This window comes from Kiritimatiellia bacterium (assembly GCA_028715905.1).
Lineage (GTDB): Bacteria > Verrucomicrobiota > Kiritimatiellia > JAAZAB01 > JAAZAB01 > JAQUQV01.
In genome coordinates, this window is the sequence record JAQUQV010000003.1 from 22087 (window position 1) to 39950 (window position 17864).

The window sequence follows — 17864 nt, forward strand, 5'->3', positions numbered from 1 at the left end:
AAGCGGGCTGAAGACCGCAATCCAAAGGGCCGGGCCGCCCAAACCGCGTGGCCGCGGCGGAAAAACCTGTTCCGTCCCGGCCGAAGCCTGCCTGCGGCCGCCCGGCTGTTTGCCGTTTTGATGTTGATTTTGGCCGTTCTGCCATTGATTTGCCGCGCTCAAATTGTTGCCGAGGAGGAGGAGGAGGAGGAGGAGGTGGCGACGGCGGTGCCGGGAAAAGCCGGCGTGGCAGTCCCCGCCCCGGAGTTGCCGCCGATTATGCCCCGTACGCCGGACACGGTTCAGACCGACCTGCCGGTCGGCTTGAAATATGAAAACATTGATTCGGACGAGGTCATCAAGCAATACAGCGACTGGACCGGCCTGGCCCTGATGAAATCCCCCGATGTTCCCACCGTAAAGATTACGCTCAAATGTCCGAAACGCCTGCCGAAACGCGAGGCCCTGCTGGCCATTGAAGGAGTGCTGGCCATGAACGGCATTGCCCTGGTGCCGATGGGCGACAAGTTTTTAAAAGTCGTCAAGATTGAGACGGCCCGCCAGCATGGCATGAAAACAGGCACCGGGCCGCTTGAAAAGGATATTGCCACGGCCGACCATCTCGTGAGCCGGATTGTGGAATTAAAGCACCTTGACATTGCCGAGGCGCAGAACGCCATTCAGTCTTTCCTCCATCCCTACGCCAAAGTCATTCCGATGGAAAGGGTCAATTGCATCCTGATCACCGAGACCGCCAACAATCTCAAGCGCATCTTGGAAATATTTGAAATCATAGACCAGCCGATTGAAAGCCGCGAGGACATGCGCATTTTCCAGATAAAATACGCGAAAGCTTCGGAGATCCAGAGCAAAATAGAGTCAATTATCGCCGATGTTCAGACGAAGGACACCAAAAGCGCCCTCATCACCCGGCAATTGGCCACCGCGCGCATGCCCTTCCAGCCGGTGCGAGCCGGCCCCCCGGCGCAGCCCGCCCAGGCCGCCATGGATTCCGAAACTACCGGAACCGCCTTTGACCGCAGTTTGATCCAGAGCAAGGTGAAAATGGTGGCGGACGACCGCATAAATTCGCTCATTGTCATCACCCGCGTGGAACAGTTCCGCTTCATAGAAAATATCATTAAAGCCCTGGACCAGAAGATTGAACCGGATGTTACCATCAAGGTTCTTACGCTTGAGTATGCGGATGCCAAGGAGGTCGTTTCGCTCCTGAACACGTTTATTACGGCCGCATCCTCCAGCTCAAAGTCGGCGCAGACCCCGCCCTTGCTGCCGGTTCCGGAGCGGCCCGCAGAACAGCCGAAACAGGAAGGGCGGAAAGAAGGCGAAACAACCGATGCCGGTGAAAATCAGATCAGCGGAAAACTTTCTTCCGATGTGAAAATTATTGCCGACAGCCGGATCAACGCCCTGCTCATCATGGCCTGCAAGGCGGACCTGGAAATCATTGAGGAGGTCGTCGCCAAGGTTGACATCATGCTTTCCCAGGTGCTGATTGAAGTGGTGATTATTGAGGTGTCCCTGACCGACAAGTTTAAAATGGGAATTGACTGGCTGCAGCGTTCAATGATCGCCTACAATGAAAAGCAGGGCGGCGGCCGGCGCGCATTCCTCGGTTTTTCCGGCGCCGGACGCGTCGGCGCGGACGGCGCCATCAAAGACGGCGCGGGCATCAATACAATCGCCGACAACACCACCAGCGCCGGCTCCGGGCTGACGTATTATTTCACTTTCTTTGACTATAATATTGACGCGGTCCTCAACATGCTGGCCACGACCGATGACGCCAAAATCCTTGCCACGCCGGTCATTTTAACCACGGACAATACCGAGGCTAAAATCCTGGTCGGCGAGAAAAGGCCGGTGGTGACCGGCACCAGCATTTCCAGCGCCACCCAGCAATCCACCTACCAGTACGTTGATATCGGTATTGACCTGGAGGTTACCCCCCATATCAACAAGAACGGTTTTGTGATTATGGACGTGAAGCAGAAAGTTGACAACACGCCCGGCAACGTAACGATTGACGGCAATCCGGTCCCGATCATCACCACCCGCGATTTTACCGCTTCCATTTCGGTCAATGACGGCCGGACGGTTATCATCGGCGGAATCGTGAATGAGCAAAACACCAAAGCCAGGACAAAAATCCCCTTCCTGGGCGATATCCCCCTGCTGGGGCTGCTTTTCCGCAGCGACAGTGACGAATTGAAGCGCACCGAGCTTATGGTGATGCTTACGCCGTACGTGCTTGACACGCCCGCCGAGGCTTACGCGGAGACGGCCCGGCGGCACGCCAACCTGAAAGGCATTTCCAACCTCTGGGTCCAGGGCTGGTCGCCCAGCGATTTGGCTGCCCCGTCGCAAGAGAAAGTCCGGGGGCAGGAGCAGGAGGAGAGAAAAAGGACAGAACCCGGCGAGCCGGTGGAAGTTTATCCGCTCGGAGAAAACGCCGTGAATGCCATTCTCCCCGGGAAGTCTGCGCCGCATCCGGAAAATCAACCGGCGGCGGATTATCAAATGCCCGCTTCCAACTCGCCCGCCGTAAAATAAAAGCGAGGGGCGCGGGGCAAAAACGATTTGCGGCGCGTTGCTTGCGCGCTTGTTCCGTTTCGGATGGAATCCTGCCCCTAATTTGAGCTGGTGAGTTGTTTCAGTTCGTCGCGCAGCTTGGCGGCGTCCTCGTAACGCTCCTCGGCCACGGCCTTGGCGAGCCGCTGTTTCAGTTTTTCAACCGGAGATATTTTCTGCTGGAGTTCCCCGTCTTTCTGCAGGACGGAATCTTCGTTTTCCTTGAGGATTACCCCGGCGTTTTCCATGACCGCTTCGGCCGCAAAAATCGGCGCCGAAAAACGCAGGGCCAGCGCGATGGCGTCGCTCGGGCGCGAATCAAGCTCTATTTCCATGCCGTTCCACTCCAGGAACAGTTTTGCGTAAAAAGTGTTGTCCCGCAGGTCGCAGATTTCAATCCGCTTCATGCGGCATTCAAGATTATCCATCAGGTCTTTCAGGAGATCGTGGGTTAAAGGCCGCGGCGGCCGGATGTTTTCCAGCACGAAGGCGATGGCCTGGGCCTCGGCCGCGCCGATGAAAATCGGCAGGGTGCGGTTGTTGCCTTCTGCCTTCAGGAAAACAACAAATCCCATATTGGAAAGCGAAATCTGGCTGACTTTTACCGCAATCATGTTTCCCGCCTAAGGCGGCAGTGCCGCCATCCAAAACTTTCCCGGCTGGCGATCCGCCGGTTTTATTTAAACTTCTACGCAAAAGTGTATCATGTTTAAATGGAACGGTCTAAATTATTCGGTCAGCTGTTTTTCATACTCGGAAGCTGCCAGCAGTTTTTCAGCGTCCTGCGGGTCGTCGGGCTTGATTTTGACCAGCCAGCCCTCGCCGTAGGGGTCGGCGTTGATCGCATCCGGCTTGTCGGCCAGGTTTTCATTGACTTCCACAATGGTGCCGGCGACCGGCATGTAGACGTCGGCCGCCGCCTTTATTGATTCCACCACGGCCATTTCCTCGCCGGCTGAAATATGCCGGTTGGCCGCCGGCAGTTCCACATAGGTGATGTCGGAAAGCTGGTGCTGGGCGAAATCGGTTATGCCGGTTTTGAGCAGGTCGCCCTCAACCTGCGTCCATTCGTGCGTTTTGGTGTATTTGCGGTCAGACGGTGTAACGGCCATTTTTATCTCCGTGATTTTTTTGTTGCTGTTTCACACATGTATCTTAAACACTTTACCGCTTTAAGATTTATTTGGCCAGAATTTTTTCTATTTCGGACAGGGTATCCGCGGATAGATTGATTTCGGCGGCCGGCGCAACCTGCCGGATTTGTTCCGGGCGGCGCGCGCCGGAGATGGCCGCGGTTACTTCCGGCCGGCGCAGAATCCAGGCGATGGCCAGCTGGGCCGGGGTGATTTTGTTCCCGGCGGCTGTTTTTTTCAGCGCCTCAACTTTTGAAGCAATGCGCGAAAAGGCGGGCCCGTTGAACATGGGGTCGCGCCGGCGGTGGTCATCCTCGCCGAGCCCGGCGATGTATTCCGCCGTGATTTTGCCGGTCAGCAGGCCTTTCTGGAGGGGGCTGTAACAGATGACGCCGATGCCGTTTGCAGCGCAAAACTCCAGCAGGCCGTCTTCAACGTTTCTTTTCAGCATGGAGTAGGGGGGCTGGAGCGAGGCGACCGGATGGATCGGCAGGATGCGTCTGATCTGTTCCTCGGAGAAATTTGAGACGCCGCCGTAACGCACTTTGCCCTCCCTGATAAGCGCGGCGATGGTTTCCCATCCTTCTTCAATTTGTTCGTCGGGGTCATTCCAGTGAATCTGGTAGAGATCAATCGTGTCCAGTTGCAGGCGGCGCAAACTCGCCTCGCATTCCGCGCGCACGCTTTTGGCGCGGAGGTTGTTGCCGACCTGTCCGGAACTGTCCCATGTCCGGCCGCATTTTGTTGCGACAAACGGCTTTTGTTTGAGCTCTTTCAGGGCGCGGCCCAGCACTTCCTCGGCGTGTCCCAGGCCGTAGACGGCGGCGGTGTCAATCCAGTTTATGCCCGTTTCCAGGGCGGCCCTGATGGCGGCGATGGATTCGTTGTCATCCTGTTTCCCCCAGCCGAAGGCCCATTTCCCGCCGCCGTGCGCCCAGGTTCCCAGACCGATCACGGTCAGGTCAATTCCGGTTGCGCCGAGTTTGCGTGTTTTCATGTTTTCCCCCGATTGAATATACGTTAATATGCAACCGTATTCATTATGCAAGCTAAATGGAAAAAGTCCACCGGGAAAGGATAAAGAAATGCAACAGGCGCTTATGGCTCTGATCAATGAAAGAAAAAGCGTGCGCACGTATCAAAACCGGCCCGTGCCCAGGGAAAAGATTGATAAATGCCTTGAGGCGGCCCGGCTGGCGCCCTCGGCCTGCAACAGCCAGCCCTGGTCTTTTGTAATCGCGGACCGGGAACCCCTGCGTGCCAAACTGGCGCAGGCGGCTTTTTCCGGGGTCTATGCCATGAACGATTTTGCGGCGCGGGCCCCGGTCTTGATTGCGGTTGTGACGGAACGCTCAAAATTCATGGCCGCGCTCGCCGGGAAATTCCGCGGTGTGCAATACAGCCTGATTGATATCGGCATTGCCTGCGCTTTTCTTTCGCTGGCGGCGGAAGCGGAGGGGGTGGGCGCCTGCCTGCTGGGCTGGTTTGATGAACGCGCCGTAAAAAAAACGCTCGGTTTGCCCGGAAACAGCAGGATTGATATTATGCTGAGCATGGGATATAGTGCCGGGAACAGGACGCCGGGTAAGGCAAGAAAAGCGCTTGATGAAATCCGGCATTACGGTATAAAATAATGAGTTTGCGCGTCAAGATGCTTATTCTGCTCGCGTTGGTCTGCGCGTTCGGTCTTTTTGACCATTCGCTCTGGTCCGGGAACGACACGCGCGAAGGCGCCATGATCAGCGAAATGGTGCGCACCGGCACCTGGGTCGCGCCGGTTTTTAACGGAACTTGTTATCTTGAAAAGCCGCCGCTCCTGCACTGGACCGGAGTTGTTTTCTGCCGCCTGTTCGGCGCCGTCAACGAGGGGCTGGTGCGTTTGCCCGCGGCCGTTTACGCGTTTGGGACACTGCTGGTTGTGCTGGCCTGGGCGCGTTCCATGGGGCGGGAGGGGGCCGGATTTGCCGCCGCTTTCATGTGCGCCACCTCGGCCCTGTTTTTTGAATACGCGCGCATTGTCCTGACCGATTCCGCGCTCACGTTCATGTTCGTTTTTTCGCTCTGGGTTTTTTGGCGCGCGCAGGCGGCGGAAAAATGGTTTTTCGGCCGCTGCCTGCTCTTTCTCTTTGTTTCGGCTTTTTCGTTTTATGCCAAGGGGCTGATCGGTCCCGGCATGGTCTGGCTTTCGGTCATGGCCTGGCTGTTTATCCGTAAAAAATTCCGGTTTGCCCTGCTGCTTGCGCTTGCGTTTCTTCCGGTGTTTGCGCTTGTTCTCTCGCCCTGGGTCTTTGCGCTCTGGAAAACGGGCGGCTATCCTTACCTGCAGACGGTTTTCTGGGACAATCAATTCGGACGTTTCCTCTATTTTAACGATCCGGCTCTGCCGCTGGATCCGTACCAGGTGCACAAGGAGCCGGTTTATTTTTATCTCCTGAGCCTGCCCGTGCGCCTTTTACCATGGACTTTGCTGGTGATACCCGCGCTTTACCACTGGTTCCGGCGGGAAAGTCCTGTCCGGGACAGCCTGGCTGTTTTTTTAAAAACGAGCCTGCTGGCCAGCGCGTTTTTGCTGCATGTTTCATCCGCCAAGGCGGCCTGTTATGCCCTGCCGCTTTTCCCGATGATATTTTTAATGACCGCCGTCTGGCTGGAAGACGCGGCCATGAAATGGCCTGCCGCGGCCGCCGCCGCGCGGCCCTCTCCGGCGGAATGGTTTGACCGGCTTGAACGCGGTTTGATCAGGATGACGTTCATAACAATGTGGATAGCCGTCATTGCCGCGCCGGTTGCCTATTTGCTGTCCTTTTCCCTGGGAATAAAACCGGTACGGACGCCGTGCACGGGGGCAAACGCGGTTTGTATAACAAGCGCCCTGCTCGCGGTCTTGGCCGGTCTTTTCCTGGGCAACCGCCTCCGGGCGGCATTCCGGGAAGGCCGGCGGCGGTCGGCGCTTCTGACCGCCCCCGTGCTGGCGGCCATCATCGGCCTGGTGGGCGGGGCCGTGTTTGTCCCCGCCGTTGATTATTACCGGACTTATGTGCCTTTTACCCGCATGGTCCGGGGGGAAATCAAGGATGCCCGGCGGATCGCCTTTGCCTCCGACTCGGAACGGGACATCGGCGCCTTCATGTTTTATCTTGATTCGCGTCTCGCGGTTGTTTCAGCCACAAACACGGCCTCCCTGGAAAATTTTTTAAACGGAAAAGAGCGGGCGGGAATTATTGTCCCGGTTGATAAATTGCGGTTTGTGCTCCATAACCTGCGGGGGTATCCCTGCCGGGTGAAAAGAGCGGATCATTCCGGCAAAAAATCGGATTCTTTCCGCCTGATGATTGTCAATCCGGACGGCGGAAGGTTGCCGTGAGGACAACCAAGCGGGCGCGCGGTGATTTGAAAGCATTGAACATTTTTAAAAACGGTTGGCGGCCGGCCTGAAAATCGTGTCTGAAATAAACACCATTTCCGAAAAATTCCGCTCGTGTGCAGCCGGCGGAGCAATGCGCCTGAAAAGACATGCCGCGGCGTTTTCCGTGGTTTTAGTCCTTTCCCTTGTCTTCGGCGCCTGGGAAATATGGAAATATCAGTTTGTGCCCAAGCGCTTCGGCATCGTGGAGCAAGGGAAAATCTTCCGGAGCGGGCGCATCGCGCCGCGCCTGGCTGATAAAACCATTCAGAAGCGCGGTATAAAAGTCATTGTTGATCTTACGGACGATTTTAATCCGCATGCCCCCGTCTGCCTGGCCGAGACGGAAGCGGCGGAAAAATACGGCATTACCCGGCACAATTTTCCTTTACGCGGCGACGGCACCGGCAATATCACCAATTACGCCAAGGCGATTGCCGTTATCATGCAAAGCCGGAAAGAAGGCAAGCCGGTACTGGTGCATTGCGCCGCCGGCGTCCAGCGTACCGGCGGGGTGATGGCCGCCTACCGTCTTCTGGTTGAAAAACAGCTTCCCGCGACCGCTTACGCCGAACTGGTCCGCTACGGGTGGAAAGCCAGGAAAGACAAAATTCTGCTGGAATATCTGAACGCCCGCCTGCCGGAATTAAACGCTCTCCTCCAGGACATGGGGGTAATCCGCCGTGAAAGGCGCGCGATCCCTGAAATTAAGCCGTGATTCGGGCGGGGCCGCCCGGCCTGTTTTCGGTTTCAATTCTCTTCAATGGCGCCCTTGAAATCCTCGGCCAGGGGCCGCGGCGTTGAGCGCCTCATAATCGTGGTAGCCCTGAAGCACGGTCTGAATCACTCCGTTCCTGTCCGCAAAGATGGGGGTGGGGATTGCGCGGATATCCTCGTAGGGCGACGGCATTATCAGTTGTGTCCGTCATGCTTTGTCCTTTCGGTTGCTGATCCTCAAAAGTTTTGGTTGATTTTCACGGGCGATTGTTCGCGTTTGCCCCGGACAATGATGGCCCGCGCGGGCAGGGCCGGGCATTGGCTCTCGCAGGCGCCGCATCCGCGGCATATTTCCTCTCTTACCTCCGGACAGTTCACCCCCTCGTGTTTAACAATGGAGACGGCCTGGTAGGGGCAGAATTCCTGGCAGACCATACAGTCCTGCCGGTCGTTCCAGGCCAGGCACAATGATTTGTCAATATGCGCCGTGCCGATTGCAAGCAGACGTTTCTGCTCGGGCGAAAAACGGCGGATGGCGGATGTCGGACACGCCCGCAGGCATTTCGCGCACCATTCGTTGCAATAATGCCCGCGATCGTATTTTAAAACAGGCGTCAGCAGCCCGCGCAGGCCGCTTGCGCCGAAATCCGGGACAATGATGTTTTCGGGGCAGACGTTTATGCAATTGCCGCAGCGCGCGCAGAGGCCGGTGAAAATATCTTCGCGCACGGCGCCCGGCGGACGGACAACCGCCGCCCTCGTTTTCCTGGCGGTAAAAGCCCAGCCCGCGATTCCGCCCAGGCAGGTCATCAGGAAAACGCGGCGCTGGATGCCTTTTGCGGGGGGCGCGGGCTTAATTTCATTTGTTTGCGCAATATCTTCGGCCAGTCCGGAAGAATTGGTTTTTCCGCAGGCTTGCGAAGCGGGGCGGCAGCAATCCAAATGATGATATAAGGTGCTCCCGGCTGTGCCGAGGAATTGCTGGGCCGCCCCGAGCGGACACAGCCAGCGGCACCACACGTTCGGCCGGAGGAAATTGAGGATAAGCAGGGCGAGAAATGGAATCGCCGCGGCGAAAACTTTCCATTCGTTGGGTTTCCATCGCAGGGCGTTGAAAAAACCGCTCAATATTTGCAGGGGATCCAGGATTGTCAGCAGGGGATAACCGGCCGCGGCCATGCCGATGCCGGTTATGAGCAGCCATTTGCCGATATGCGGACAGCCGGCCGGCGGTTGTTGCCCGGCCCGCCGGCGGAAAGCGGCAAGTTCCAGGATGAACCCGGTGGGGCACAGGTGCCAGCAGAACCAGCGGCGCTTGAAAATGGCAAGAATGACAAGCGGCAGGCCCAGCAGCCCCAGCCATGCCGGATGACGGCTTCCCATGGCCGCACTCAATGACACAAAAGGGCTGATGGCGGAAATGCCGGCCATGATTGTCGGCCATTGCGCGAAAGGAAGAAAAGGCAACGCAACCCCGGCCAGCGCCAGGCTTCGCATGCTTAATCGTAAATATGTCCGCATTTATTGATTCAAACGTTGCCGTGTTCAATCCTGACCTGGCTCAGGTCGCCGCAGCCTATGCCCATTTCGTGGGCGATTTTTATATGGCGGATGGAAAACGGTTCTTTTTTAAAAAGCGTGGCCGCGTAGGCGTCCACGGCCACGGGATCCGTTCCGAAAATAATCTGGTCCGGATAAGCCAGCTTGCCCGGCCCCCGCGGCCCATTGGTCAGCAGAATCCGGGTGGCATCCACAATGATCAATTTCGGTTTTATCAGGGTGCTGCAATCGGCTATGCATTGATGCAGGTTGTTGCGGTGCCAGAAACCCCGGTCATTTACCGACCCCATCCAGTTTTTCATGGAAATGGTCAGTCCCGCGCCGCCGTGGCTTTTTGCGACCGGCATGTTGATCAGGCATTCGGCGTCCAGCACTTCTCCGACCGCTTCAATCTCTTTCAGCGACACCCCTTTTGATATTTTCACCCGGCGAAAGTCCCGCGGCGCCGGGGCATAAAGTTTTCCGCCGGATTTTTCGGCCGCCGCGGCGAGGCCGCTGCGGCGGAATGATTCCTTCGCCGGAGAACAGGTTTTTTCGGGGAGAAGCACCTCGCGGGCGCCGTTCAGGCGGCACTGCCGGATGCATTCCTCCGCCAAGGCCGGGTTGGTATTGCCTCCCTCTTCCGGCGAACTGGCCCAGGCCGCGTTTACTTTCAACACAACGCGCCCCCCCGGTTTTACAAATGATTTCCATCCGCCCATCCTGGCGATGCCGGCGGCCAGCATGCCGGCGATATTCTTGCCGTGGATCACGTAAAGCGCCGGTTTTGCGTCCGGCTGCAGGACTTGCGCCCGGATGACGCCCGGCAGGCAGATAATGCCGGCCGTGCCGGCGCAGGCGCGCGCGATAAATTCCCGGCGGGTTATGCTGTTTTTCATAATTAAATGAAAACGCGCAATTATTTGATTTAAGCGTACCTGAAGAACGGCCGTCAGGCAAGTAGAAATCAATGCGATTCCCGTCTAAGGGGCAGTGCCGCCATCCAAAACTTTCCCGGCTGGCGATCCGCCGGTCTTATTTAAACTTCTACGCAAAAGTGTATCATGTTTAAATGGCGCTAAAATCGGGCGGCGGGGGGCGGGGGAGACCGGCTACGGCAAAAAGGCGCCTTTTTTGATTTTTACAGGCAAATATTTTTCCAGCACGTAATTGAGGCCGTGTTTGGCAAAGGCCTGCTGCTCAATGCGCACGCCCATGGAAAGCATCTGCTCCAGCGCGGCCTGCCATTCCTTGTGGTGTTTAATGAAGGGATCGTTTTTCAGCGCGTCCCTGGCGCGTTTAATGTCGTTTTCCTCCAGCGGGTGGGTGGCGTCCTTGAGGTCAAAGTCAATGATGTCCTGCGGGGTGACGCCGAGATAGTGGACCTGCGGCACGCAGAAGAACTGGTTGATGTGCGCGGCCTGGCCCGAGCCGACCTTGAGCGTCCGGTAGATGTTGCAGTAGCCGTACGGGTCGCCGTCGGTGAATGCCAGCACCGGCAGGCGGCGGTCGTCGCAGAGGCGGCGGATGAACCGGCGGCAGGCGCGGGTCGGAACTCCGCTCATTGAAATCAGGATGCAGTTCGCCTTTTCATAGTAGCGGTGGTGCACCAGACGTTGAAAGAGCGAGGCAGTCTCAATTACCAGCACGAATTTCGCCTTTGTCTCAAAACGCAGGTGCTCAACCTGGGAGGGAATGCTCCATGCGCCGGTGCCGAGCCGTTCGCAGTTGATCCTGATTTCGTCCCGCGTGCCGGGATCAACATCAATGACCGTGAGCGGACCGGTAACTTCGCCGCCGCGCTCCTCGGGAATATAACCGAGTTGTTCGCGGTTGACGGCGAGCATGGCTTCCATGTCGTCCAACAGCGAGTCGCTTTCCGGCTGTTCGTTGAACCGGCATTCGCCCCAGCTTTTGCTGTTGTAATAAATTTCGCGCTTCCCGGCGATGTCGTTCTTGTCCAGCAGGTCGTTCTTGGTGGTGGCCAGCAGGCGCATGGACTGGGCGAAAGTTTTGACCGTGTTGTAGGAGAGCGTGCGCGTCGCCGTTTTGTTGAGGATTTCAAAATGGCCCTTGCGCGGGTCGTACTTGACGTTGCTCAGGGAGCGGATCGGGAAACGCATTTTTGGGCGGGTGTTTTTTTTGACAATATCCGCGTAAATATCGCCGGCCGTCCGCGTGATTTTAGCGGCGGCGTCTTTTTTGGAGACGATATTGTATTTTGCTGTGTTTAATTTTACGGTGTCTGACGTCTTTGCCATGTTTTTCCTCAAGTGCTGAATCTTTCTGATTTTCGGATATTTCTCGCCTGCTCTCCCGGCCTCCCGGAGAATCGGGAAGCGCAAGGCGTTCGCTTTTCTGTGAGGGTCATTCTGCTATTGTTCCAGATGCGTCCTTTCCAGCATCTTTTGCAGTTTGTGCAACACGGCTTTTTCCTGCCGGTCGTCAAATTCCAGGATTTGTTTCAGACCCAGCGCCAGATGGGGCAGGTAGAGCTCAATGTAATTCCGCTTGCGCTCCAGTTCCGCCTGGCGCCGCCGCCGGCTCAAATAGACCGCCAGCCGCCGGCCGCATTCCTGAAGGGCAAAAACTATTTCGCGGATGATTTCCGGGTAATGCGCGATGGCCTCCTTGCTTTCGCTGGTGAAGGGCACCCAAACGCTGGCGATATGGACCATGATCACCAGCGGTCCCAGCGGCAGAGAGCCGGAAGGCTGGGCGAGGTGATAGCTTTTCCAATTGATGGCGGAGACCGCCTTGGTGATGGCGCAGGCGCCGCCCATGTAAAGCATCGGAACCTTGTTGGCGAAACGCAGGACGCGGGCCGGCTCTTCCGCGCCGAGTCCCTGGGCGGCGTCCGGCTTGGCGTAGGCGATTCCCGCCTCAATCTGGAAGGGATTGCCGCGGTAGACCTCCGGACTGCGCGTGACGGACGTGTAGAAATCGGCCTTGATTTCCTTCTCCAGCCCGGCGATTATTTCCTTTTCGCCGATCGGCGAGAGGCAGTCGGTCGGCGGCCGCATCAACTTGGTTTCGCCGATGGCCTTGAAGAGCGCCTCGCTTTCGCGGTGCGCGATCTGGGCCGGCCGCTCCTTAGGGGCTAATCCGGCCCGCTCGCAGATTTCCTTCGCCACGCGGTCGCTGATCCGCGAGAAATCGTGCTGCAGGGCGGCCTTGAGGGATTTATGGGGGGTGTCTTTCAGCATCTGGATAAGCATGCCCAGCTCAACGCCGTGGGGATGCGGCTTGATTTCAAAGGGCTGGACCGGGGTTTTGTGCGTGGCCCGCGCAAAGGTGGTCCACGGCGCCGTCCCTTTTTCCCCGGGAACGTCCTTTTCCTTTCCCGGCTCAGCCGCGCTGATGCGGTAATGCAGTTGAAGGTGGGGGTTGACGATGGCGCATTGTTTCAGGTATTCATCCACGGAAAGTTTGCCGCGCGCGTAGGCCGCCTCCATTTCAATGGCCACGCAGGTGCCGTGCCTGGCGGTTGCCGCCCCGCCCGTTTCGCCGCCGGCGAATTCCGGCGTCCATTCCAGTTCCTGGTCCTTGAGGATGACCGGCTTGTTCTGGCGCGTGTCAATCTGCACTTCAAGGTGGTGGCCGGTTTTTGAATTTTTTGTCCGGGACTTTATGACGGTCGGCTTGCCGGTGGTCAACTGCCCGTACATTCCGGCGGCGCTGATGCCGATGCCCTGCTGGCCGCGCGACATGCGCAGGCGGTGGAACTTTGAGCCGTAAAGCAGCTTGGCGAATATTTTCGGGATCTGGTTGCGCAGGATGCCCGGTCCATTGTCGGTAACCGATACCACGAAACGTTTGGCGGCGGTCTGCCGGATTTCAACGCCGATTTCCGGCAGGATGCCGGCTTCGTCGCAGGCGTCCAGGGAATTGTCAACCGCTTCCTTGACGGCGGTCAGGAGCGCCTTGCGCGGGTTGTCAAAACCCAGCAGGTGGCGGTTTTTGAGAAAAAATTCGGAGACCGATATTTCCCGCTGGCTGGCGGCCATGCTTTCGGCGGTGGCGCCGGAGTCCGCCGGCGGCCGGGCACGGCCGGATTGGCGGCCGGCATTGTTTTTTACGTTTTTGCCGGGCGCGGTTTGCCTGAAAGTTTTTTTCCTCATAAGCGGAAGGAAACGATAAGGAAAATACGCAAAAAAACAATTAAAAATTGACAATAAAACGCGAATATATAACAATAATTTTTTACCAGCGGGCAATGCCCGCTTGAGTGAAAGCGAATATTGCACGATTCTCTTGCAATATTCAGGCATTAACATGTTTATTTCCGGATTAACTTCGGTAACATTCCGCAAACTTTCCTGCCGGAAAGTGGCCGCCCTGGTGAAAAAAGCCGGTTTGGCCGCCATTGAGTGGGGCGGGGAAGTGCACGTGCCGCACGGCGATATTGCCCGCGGGAAGTGTTTTTTATTGCCTTTCGGGTCTTGTTTGGCGATATTACTTCCCTGTGTTGCCTCAAGGCCGCCCGGAAAGGGATAGTGTATGACCCAAATTCATCAGACCGCCGTAGTGCATAAAAACTCCGAAATAGGCGAAAACGTTGTCATCGGCCCTTACGCGGTCATTGACGAGCAGACGCAGATTGCCGACGGGGTTAAAATCGGCCCGCACGTTGTTGTTCATAAACATGTTTCGCTTGGCGGAAACTGCGTCGTGCATGCCCATGCGGTTCTCGGCGACCTGCCCCAGGATCTTGTTTATCAAGACGTTGTGAGTTATGTCCGGGTCGGAGCGGGAACAACCATTCGCGAAGGCGTTACCATCCACCGCGGCACAAAGGCCGAAACGACCACCGCGGTCGGAGAAAATTGTTACCTGATGGCCAACTCGCATCTGGCGCACAATGTGCGGCTTGGCGATAACGTCGTTTTGGCAAACGGAGCCCTTCTGGCCGGTTATGTTGAAGTCGGCGAACGCGCATTCATCAGCGGGAACTGCGTCATTCATCAGTTCGTGCGGATTGGCCGTCTGGCCATGCTGGGGGGCAACAGCGGCCTCAGCCAGGACGTGCCGCCGTTCTGCACCGCGGCCAGCGTGCATTTGAACGCGCTGGCCGGGATCAACGTGGTCGGTCTGCGCCGGGCCGGCATTTCCGCCCCCGACCGCCTGATTATCAAGCGCGTTTTTGCGGTTCTTTTCCGCTCGGGCCTTAATGTTTCCCAGGCGGTTGAGAAAATCCGGCGGGAGGAACAATCTCCGTACGCGCGCGAAATATGCGATTTTATCGCCGCCTCCAAAAGGGGCGTATGCGCCGCCAGGATTTCCGGCGAAAACGGCGAATAGATTTTAGAGCGGCCATGCCGCCAGGCGGATATGTTCTGCCTTCTTTCCTTTTTGCCGGTTGCGGCCGTCTTGTTTTGATCCCGTTCCGCGCCGGCGGCTAAAAATTGATTGTTGAAGCTTTCTTTTTGTACTGGCCGGGGGTTTGGCCGGTGTGCTTTTTAAAGAAGCGATAGAAACTCTCAACGTTTTCAAATCCGCATTGATAACTGATTTCCTTGATATTGCCGCTCCCCTTTACCAGCAGCTGCTTGCTTTCGGTCAGGCGGAACGCATTCAAATAAGCGTGCGGACTGTTTGCCAGATGTTTTTTGAACAGCAGGAAGAGATGCGCTTCGCTTACGCCTGAATATTCCGCGACCTCCGCCACGGAGATGGCCGCGTGATAGTTGTTTCTGATATATTCCAGGGCTTTGTTCAGGGCGGGAGGCAGCCGGTTGTCCGTTTCCGTTTCATGGCTGGACAAGGCCTCCCACCGGAGGCGGGAATAGGCATAAATGCCCAACAGTTTGTGCGGGACGGTTTTTCCGAGAAAAGCCCTGAGTATGGTGAAGGCGAATTTCCTTACTTCGTAATTGTCGGACCAATATGAACATCTTGCCGTATGCCGCTGCCCGGTATTGCCGGTTTTGAAAAGCAGCGCCAGGCATTGGTAAGGAAACTCCGGGTTGTTGTCATAGACCGAGAAGTCGCCGGGAATATGCCAGAACATATGGCCGCATCCGTGTGCCGCGCGGCCGGCGCCTTCGCCAAAATACACTTCCCCGTCAGTCAGCAGTTCAATGTACTCATGCTTTACCGGAATCTTTACCGGCGTGATGCGCTTATGATGCGGCGCTTTATAATAAAACACCCGTTTGAGAATAATATCCATGCTCGTTGCCATCCCGTGTAAAATTCGCGGCTTAACGGCAACAAATAATGGTTTTGTTCAATTATGTCAAGGCATAGGAATTTTCCGCCGGAGGCGGATCCGCCTACGGCGGAAAATCTTGCCGCAAAAAAGCACAAAATCGGGGTGGGCGCCGAACTTCTGTTCGGCGATTGCGCGCCGTGGCAGGCAGGAGCCGAACCCCTGTTCGGCGATGTATATTTTATTATCCGGAATCGCCGCATGGGGATGCGGCTACCGCGCCGCTCAAAAGTTGCTGTCTTTGGCGGGCCCAATCCGGGGCGGATATTCAGGGGCGGCAAACGAATGAATTGAACGCAAGACAGGGCGGCGCGCGGGTTTTTTACTCGTCAAGCATGCCATGTTCCAATCCCAGGGGGAGCGGGACTGGCCGCGTGCAGGTGGTGGTCATTTTTACTTTCCTGCCCAGTTTGCTGGATTCGTCAAAAGCGAGCATAATTTCCAGAACATGGCTGGCGAGTTCGGCGTTTGCGCGGTGCTTGCGGCCGCTTTGCAGGGCATAAACCATGTCGGCCGCGCCGATGCTGCGGGAGTTTTCAGCGTAAATGTGCGCAAGCGGCGCGCATTCAAAATCATGATATCCATTGCGAAAGATTCGCACGGGGCCGCCGAAGGTGTTTGGATTCGGAACCTGCAGGGTGCCTTCGGAACCGTAAAGCTCAATTGGCCAGTGGCTGTGTTTGTGAACTTCAAAGCTGGTGATAACCGTTATGATTGCGCCGCAATGGAACTCAACCATGCCGCTCAGGTGCGTCGTAACGTTCACCGGATAGGTGCGGGGAACCGTATCCGGACCGCCGCGGCGGGTTTCAGTTCCCTTGCAGGTTACGGCCGTAACGCTTGCCGCCGGTCCCAGCAGGTTGACCAGCGCGGTGATATAGTAGGGCCCCAGGTCCAGCATCGGTCCGGCGCCAATATCGTAGAAGAAAGGCGCCTGCGGCCATTTTTCAGGCCCCCGGCCCATGACAATGGCGGTTCCGGCAATGGGTTTGCCAATCCAGCCGTCATCAAGCATCTTGCGGGCGGTTTGCTGTCCGCCGCCGAGAAAGGTGTCCGGCGCGCAGCCGACCATGAGTCCTTTTGCGTTTGCCGTTTTAGTGATTTGGCATGCCTCTTCAAAACTGACGCCCAGCGGCTTTTCCGAATAGCAGTGCTTTCCGGCGTTGAGCGCGGCCATAGTGATTTCATAGTGGGCCTTGGGAGGAGTCAGGTTAATGACGATCTCAATCCCGGGCGCCGCGAGCAGTTCGGCCGTGGTCATGCTCCGCAGGTTATAGAGCTCGCTCTTGGCTTTGGCGCGCGCCGGCAGTTGGTCGGCGCAGGCAACCGTTTCAAGGATTTCAAAAGTCTGCGCAGCCTTGAAATAGGTGTCGCTGATCATGCCGCAGCCAATAATGCCGATTTTTGACTTTTTCATTTCAATAATCCTTGTTGTTCGCGGATTGCGTCGGCGGCGGAAACCGCCGCGGGGTGCTTCATTTATTGCCCGCGGCCAGTCCGTTTTGCGTCATGTATTTATAGCTCATTTCAATGGCCCGGAACATATCCATGTTGCAGTAGTCCAGCTCCACGACGATGCTGTTGACCTGTTCCGGCAGGTTGGCGATCAGCGCTTTGATATCCAGCTGGCCGCTGCCGAGCGGACACAGGTCCAGTTTGCGGTCCAGGATGCCCCGGGTAACTTTGAACTTCCGCCGGGGCTGTTTCAGGATTCCGTCCTTGACGTGGATCAGGATGGTGCGCTTCGCAAATATTTTCAGTATTTCCACGGCATCCTCTTTGCCCAAATTGGTGGACCAGAAAGAGTCAATTTCAAATTTAACCTTCGGGCAAAGCTCGGCGTAGATCTGGTATTTGAGCCTGCCATTCAGGCGTTGAAATTCAAAAGCATGATTATGCTGGAAGAGGGTAAAATTGTTTTTGGCGAGGATGGTCTGCATCGTGTTGGTGGTCTCGGCGGTGCGTTTGATCGCGTCCATGTCCTTGAATTGATCCGGGCCGTAGCCGCAGACAATCTTGTCAAGGCCGAGGATGTCGGCGATTTCCATCACTTCGCCGAGATTGCGCTCATTGGCCCAGGGGGAGTGGGAGGAATACAGTTCCAGCCCCAGATCGGCGATGATCTTCTTGAATTCCCCGGGGCGCAGGTTCCAGAACCCGGCGGGCTCCACCCCTTTGTAACCGATTCGGGCGACTTTTTTGAGCACGGAAACAAAATTCTTTTGAGCGGCTTCCCGCAAGGAATACAATTGAACCGACAATGGCTTTAACATGTTTTTGCTCCTTCCCG

Annotated in this window: 16 protein-coding genes; 6 read left to right on the top strand and 10 right to left on the bottom strand. The window is 56.7% G+C overall.

The window, feature by feature from the left end; genetic code table 11:
* Positions 1 to 120 precede the first annotated feature (120 nt).
* Entirely contained in the window at positions 121 to 2553 is a 2433-nt protein-coding gene (gene gspD / locus PHP98_01440) for a type II secretion system secretin GspD (GenBank protein ID MDD5482304.1), read from the top strand.
* Positions 2554 to 2630: 77 nt separating this feature from the next.
* Here the strand turns inward: gspD and PHP98_01445 are convergent, their stop codons facing one another.
* From PHP98_01445 to PHP98_01455, 3 genes are all read right to left on the bottom strand, one after another.
* Positions 2631 to 3185: a DUF151 domain-containing protein gene (locus tag PHP98_01445; GenBank protein ID MDD5482305.1), complete on the bottom strand. Its 555-nt coding sequence runs from the start codon at positions 3183 to 3185 to the stop codon at positions 2631 to 2633.
* A 114-nt stretch (positions 3186 to 3299) separates the two neighbouring features.
* Positions 3300 to 3683 (bottom strand): glycine cleavage system protein GcvH, encoded by a 384-nt coding sequence (gcvH, locus tag PHP98_01450; GenBank protein MDD5482306.1) that lies wholly within the window; start codon positions 3681 to 3683, stop codon positions 3300 to 3302.
* Positions 3684 to 3750: 67 nt separating this feature from the next.
* Complete coding sequence (locus tag PHP98_01455) at positions 3751 to 4701, bottom strand: aldo/keto reductase (protein MDD5482307.1); 951 nt, start codon at positions 4699 to 4701, stop codon at positions 3751 to 3753.
* Positions 4702 to 4789: 88 nt separating this feature from the next.
* On the opposite strand from PHP98_01455, the gene PHP98_01460 reads away from it, so the two are divergent.
* The 3 genes from PHP98_01460 (at position 4790) to PHP98_01470 (ending at position 7825) form a co-directional block, all read left to right on the top strand.
* Positions 4790 to 5338: a nitroreductase family protein gene (locus tag PHP98_01460; GenBank protein ID MDD5482308.1), complete on the top strand. Its 549-nt coding sequence runs from the start codon at positions 4790 to 4792 to the stop codon at positions 5336 to 5338.
* Entirely contained in the window at positions 5338 to 7068 is a 1731-nt protein-coding gene (locus PHP98_01465) for a glycosyltransferase family 39 protein (protein MDD5482309.1), read from the top strand. The genes PHP98_01460 and PHP98_01465 overlap by 1 nt, the downstream gene beginning before the upstream one ends.
* 133 nt (positions 7069 to 7201) lie before the next feature.
* Positions 7202 to 7825: a dual specificity protein phosphatase family protein gene (locus tag PHP98_01470; protein MDD5482310.1), complete on the top strand. Its 624-nt coding sequence runs from the start codon at positions 7202 to 7204 to the stop codon at positions 7823 to 7825.
* 236 nt (positions 7826 to 8061) lie between these two features.
* Here the strand turns inward: PHP98_01470 and PHP98_01475 are convergent, their stop codons facing one another.
* The 4 genes from PHP98_01475 to PHP98_01490 form a co-directional block, all read right to left on the bottom strand.
* A complete protein-coding gene (locus PHP98_01475) occupies positions 8062 to 9321 on the bottom strand; it encodes a 4Fe-4S binding protein (protein ID MDD5482311.1) in 1260 nt (419 codons plus the stop codon).
* Positions 9322 to 9353: 32 nt separating this feature from the next.
* Positions 9354 to 10262: a DUF362 domain-containing protein gene (locus PHP98_01480; protein ID MDD5482312.1), complete on the bottom strand. Its 909-nt coding sequence runs from the start codon at positions 10260 to 10262 to the stop codon at positions 9354 to 9356.
* Between the two features lie 213 nt (positions 10263 to 10475).
* Positions 10476 to 11624, bottom strand: a complete 1149-nt coding sequence (locus PHP98_01485; protein MDD5482313.1) for a DNA topoisomerase IV subunit A — start codon at positions 11622 to 11624, stop codon at positions 10476 to 10478.
* A gap of 114 nt (positions 11625 to 11738) precedes the next feature.
* Positions 11739 to 13484, bottom strand: coding sequence for a DNA topoisomerase VI subunit B (locus tag PHP98_01490; GenBank protein ID MDD5482314.1), 1746 nt, complete (start codon positions 13482 to 13484; stop codon positions 11739 to 11741).
* Between the two features lie 103 nt (positions 13485 to 13587).
* Here PHP98_01490 and PHP98_01495 point away from each other — a divergent pair, with 103 nt between their 5' ends.
* Together PHP98_01495 and lpxA are read left to right on the top strand one after the other, a co-directional pair.
* Entirely contained in the window at positions 13588 to 13860 is a 273-nt protein-coding gene (locus PHP98_01495) for a hypothetical protein (protein MDD5482315.1), read from the top strand.
* Between the two features lie 3 nt (positions 13861 to 13863).
* Positions 13864 to 14664: an acyl-ACP--UDP-N-acetylglucosamine O-acyltransferase gene (gene lpxA, locus PHP98_01500; GenBank protein ID MDD5482316.1), complete on the top strand. Its 801-nt coding sequence runs from the start codon at positions 13864 to 13866 to the stop codon at positions 14662 to 14664.
* Between the two features lie 97 nt (positions 14665 to 14761).
* On the opposite strand, the gene PHP98_01505 is transcribed toward lpxA, so the two are convergent.
* The 3 genes from PHP98_01505 to PHP98_01515 all read right to left on the bottom strand — a co-directional run bounded on the left by PHP98_01505 (position 14762) and on the right by PHP98_01515 (position 17847).
* Entirely contained in the window at positions 14762 to 15535 is a 774-nt protein-coding gene (locus tag PHP98_01505) for an AraC family transcriptional regulator (GenBank protein ID MDD5482317.1), read from the bottom strand.
* Positions 15536 to 15896: 361 nt separating this feature from the next.
* The gene (locus tag PHP98_01510; GenBank protein MDD5482318.1) at positions 15897 to 16991 is read right to left on the bottom strand and encodes a Gfo/Idh/MocA family oxidoreductase; all 1095 of its coding nucleotides are present in this window, start codon (positions 16989 to 16991) and stop codon (positions 15897 to 15899) included.
* A gap of 58 nt (positions 16992 to 17049) precedes the next feature.
* Positions 17050 to 17847 (bottom strand): sugar phosphate isomerase/epimerase, encoded by a 798-nt coding sequence (locus PHP98_01515; GenBank protein MDD5482319.1) that lies wholly within the window; start codon positions 17845 to 17847, stop codon positions 17050 to 17052.
* Between the last annotated feature and the right edge of the window lie 17 nt (positions 17848 to 17864).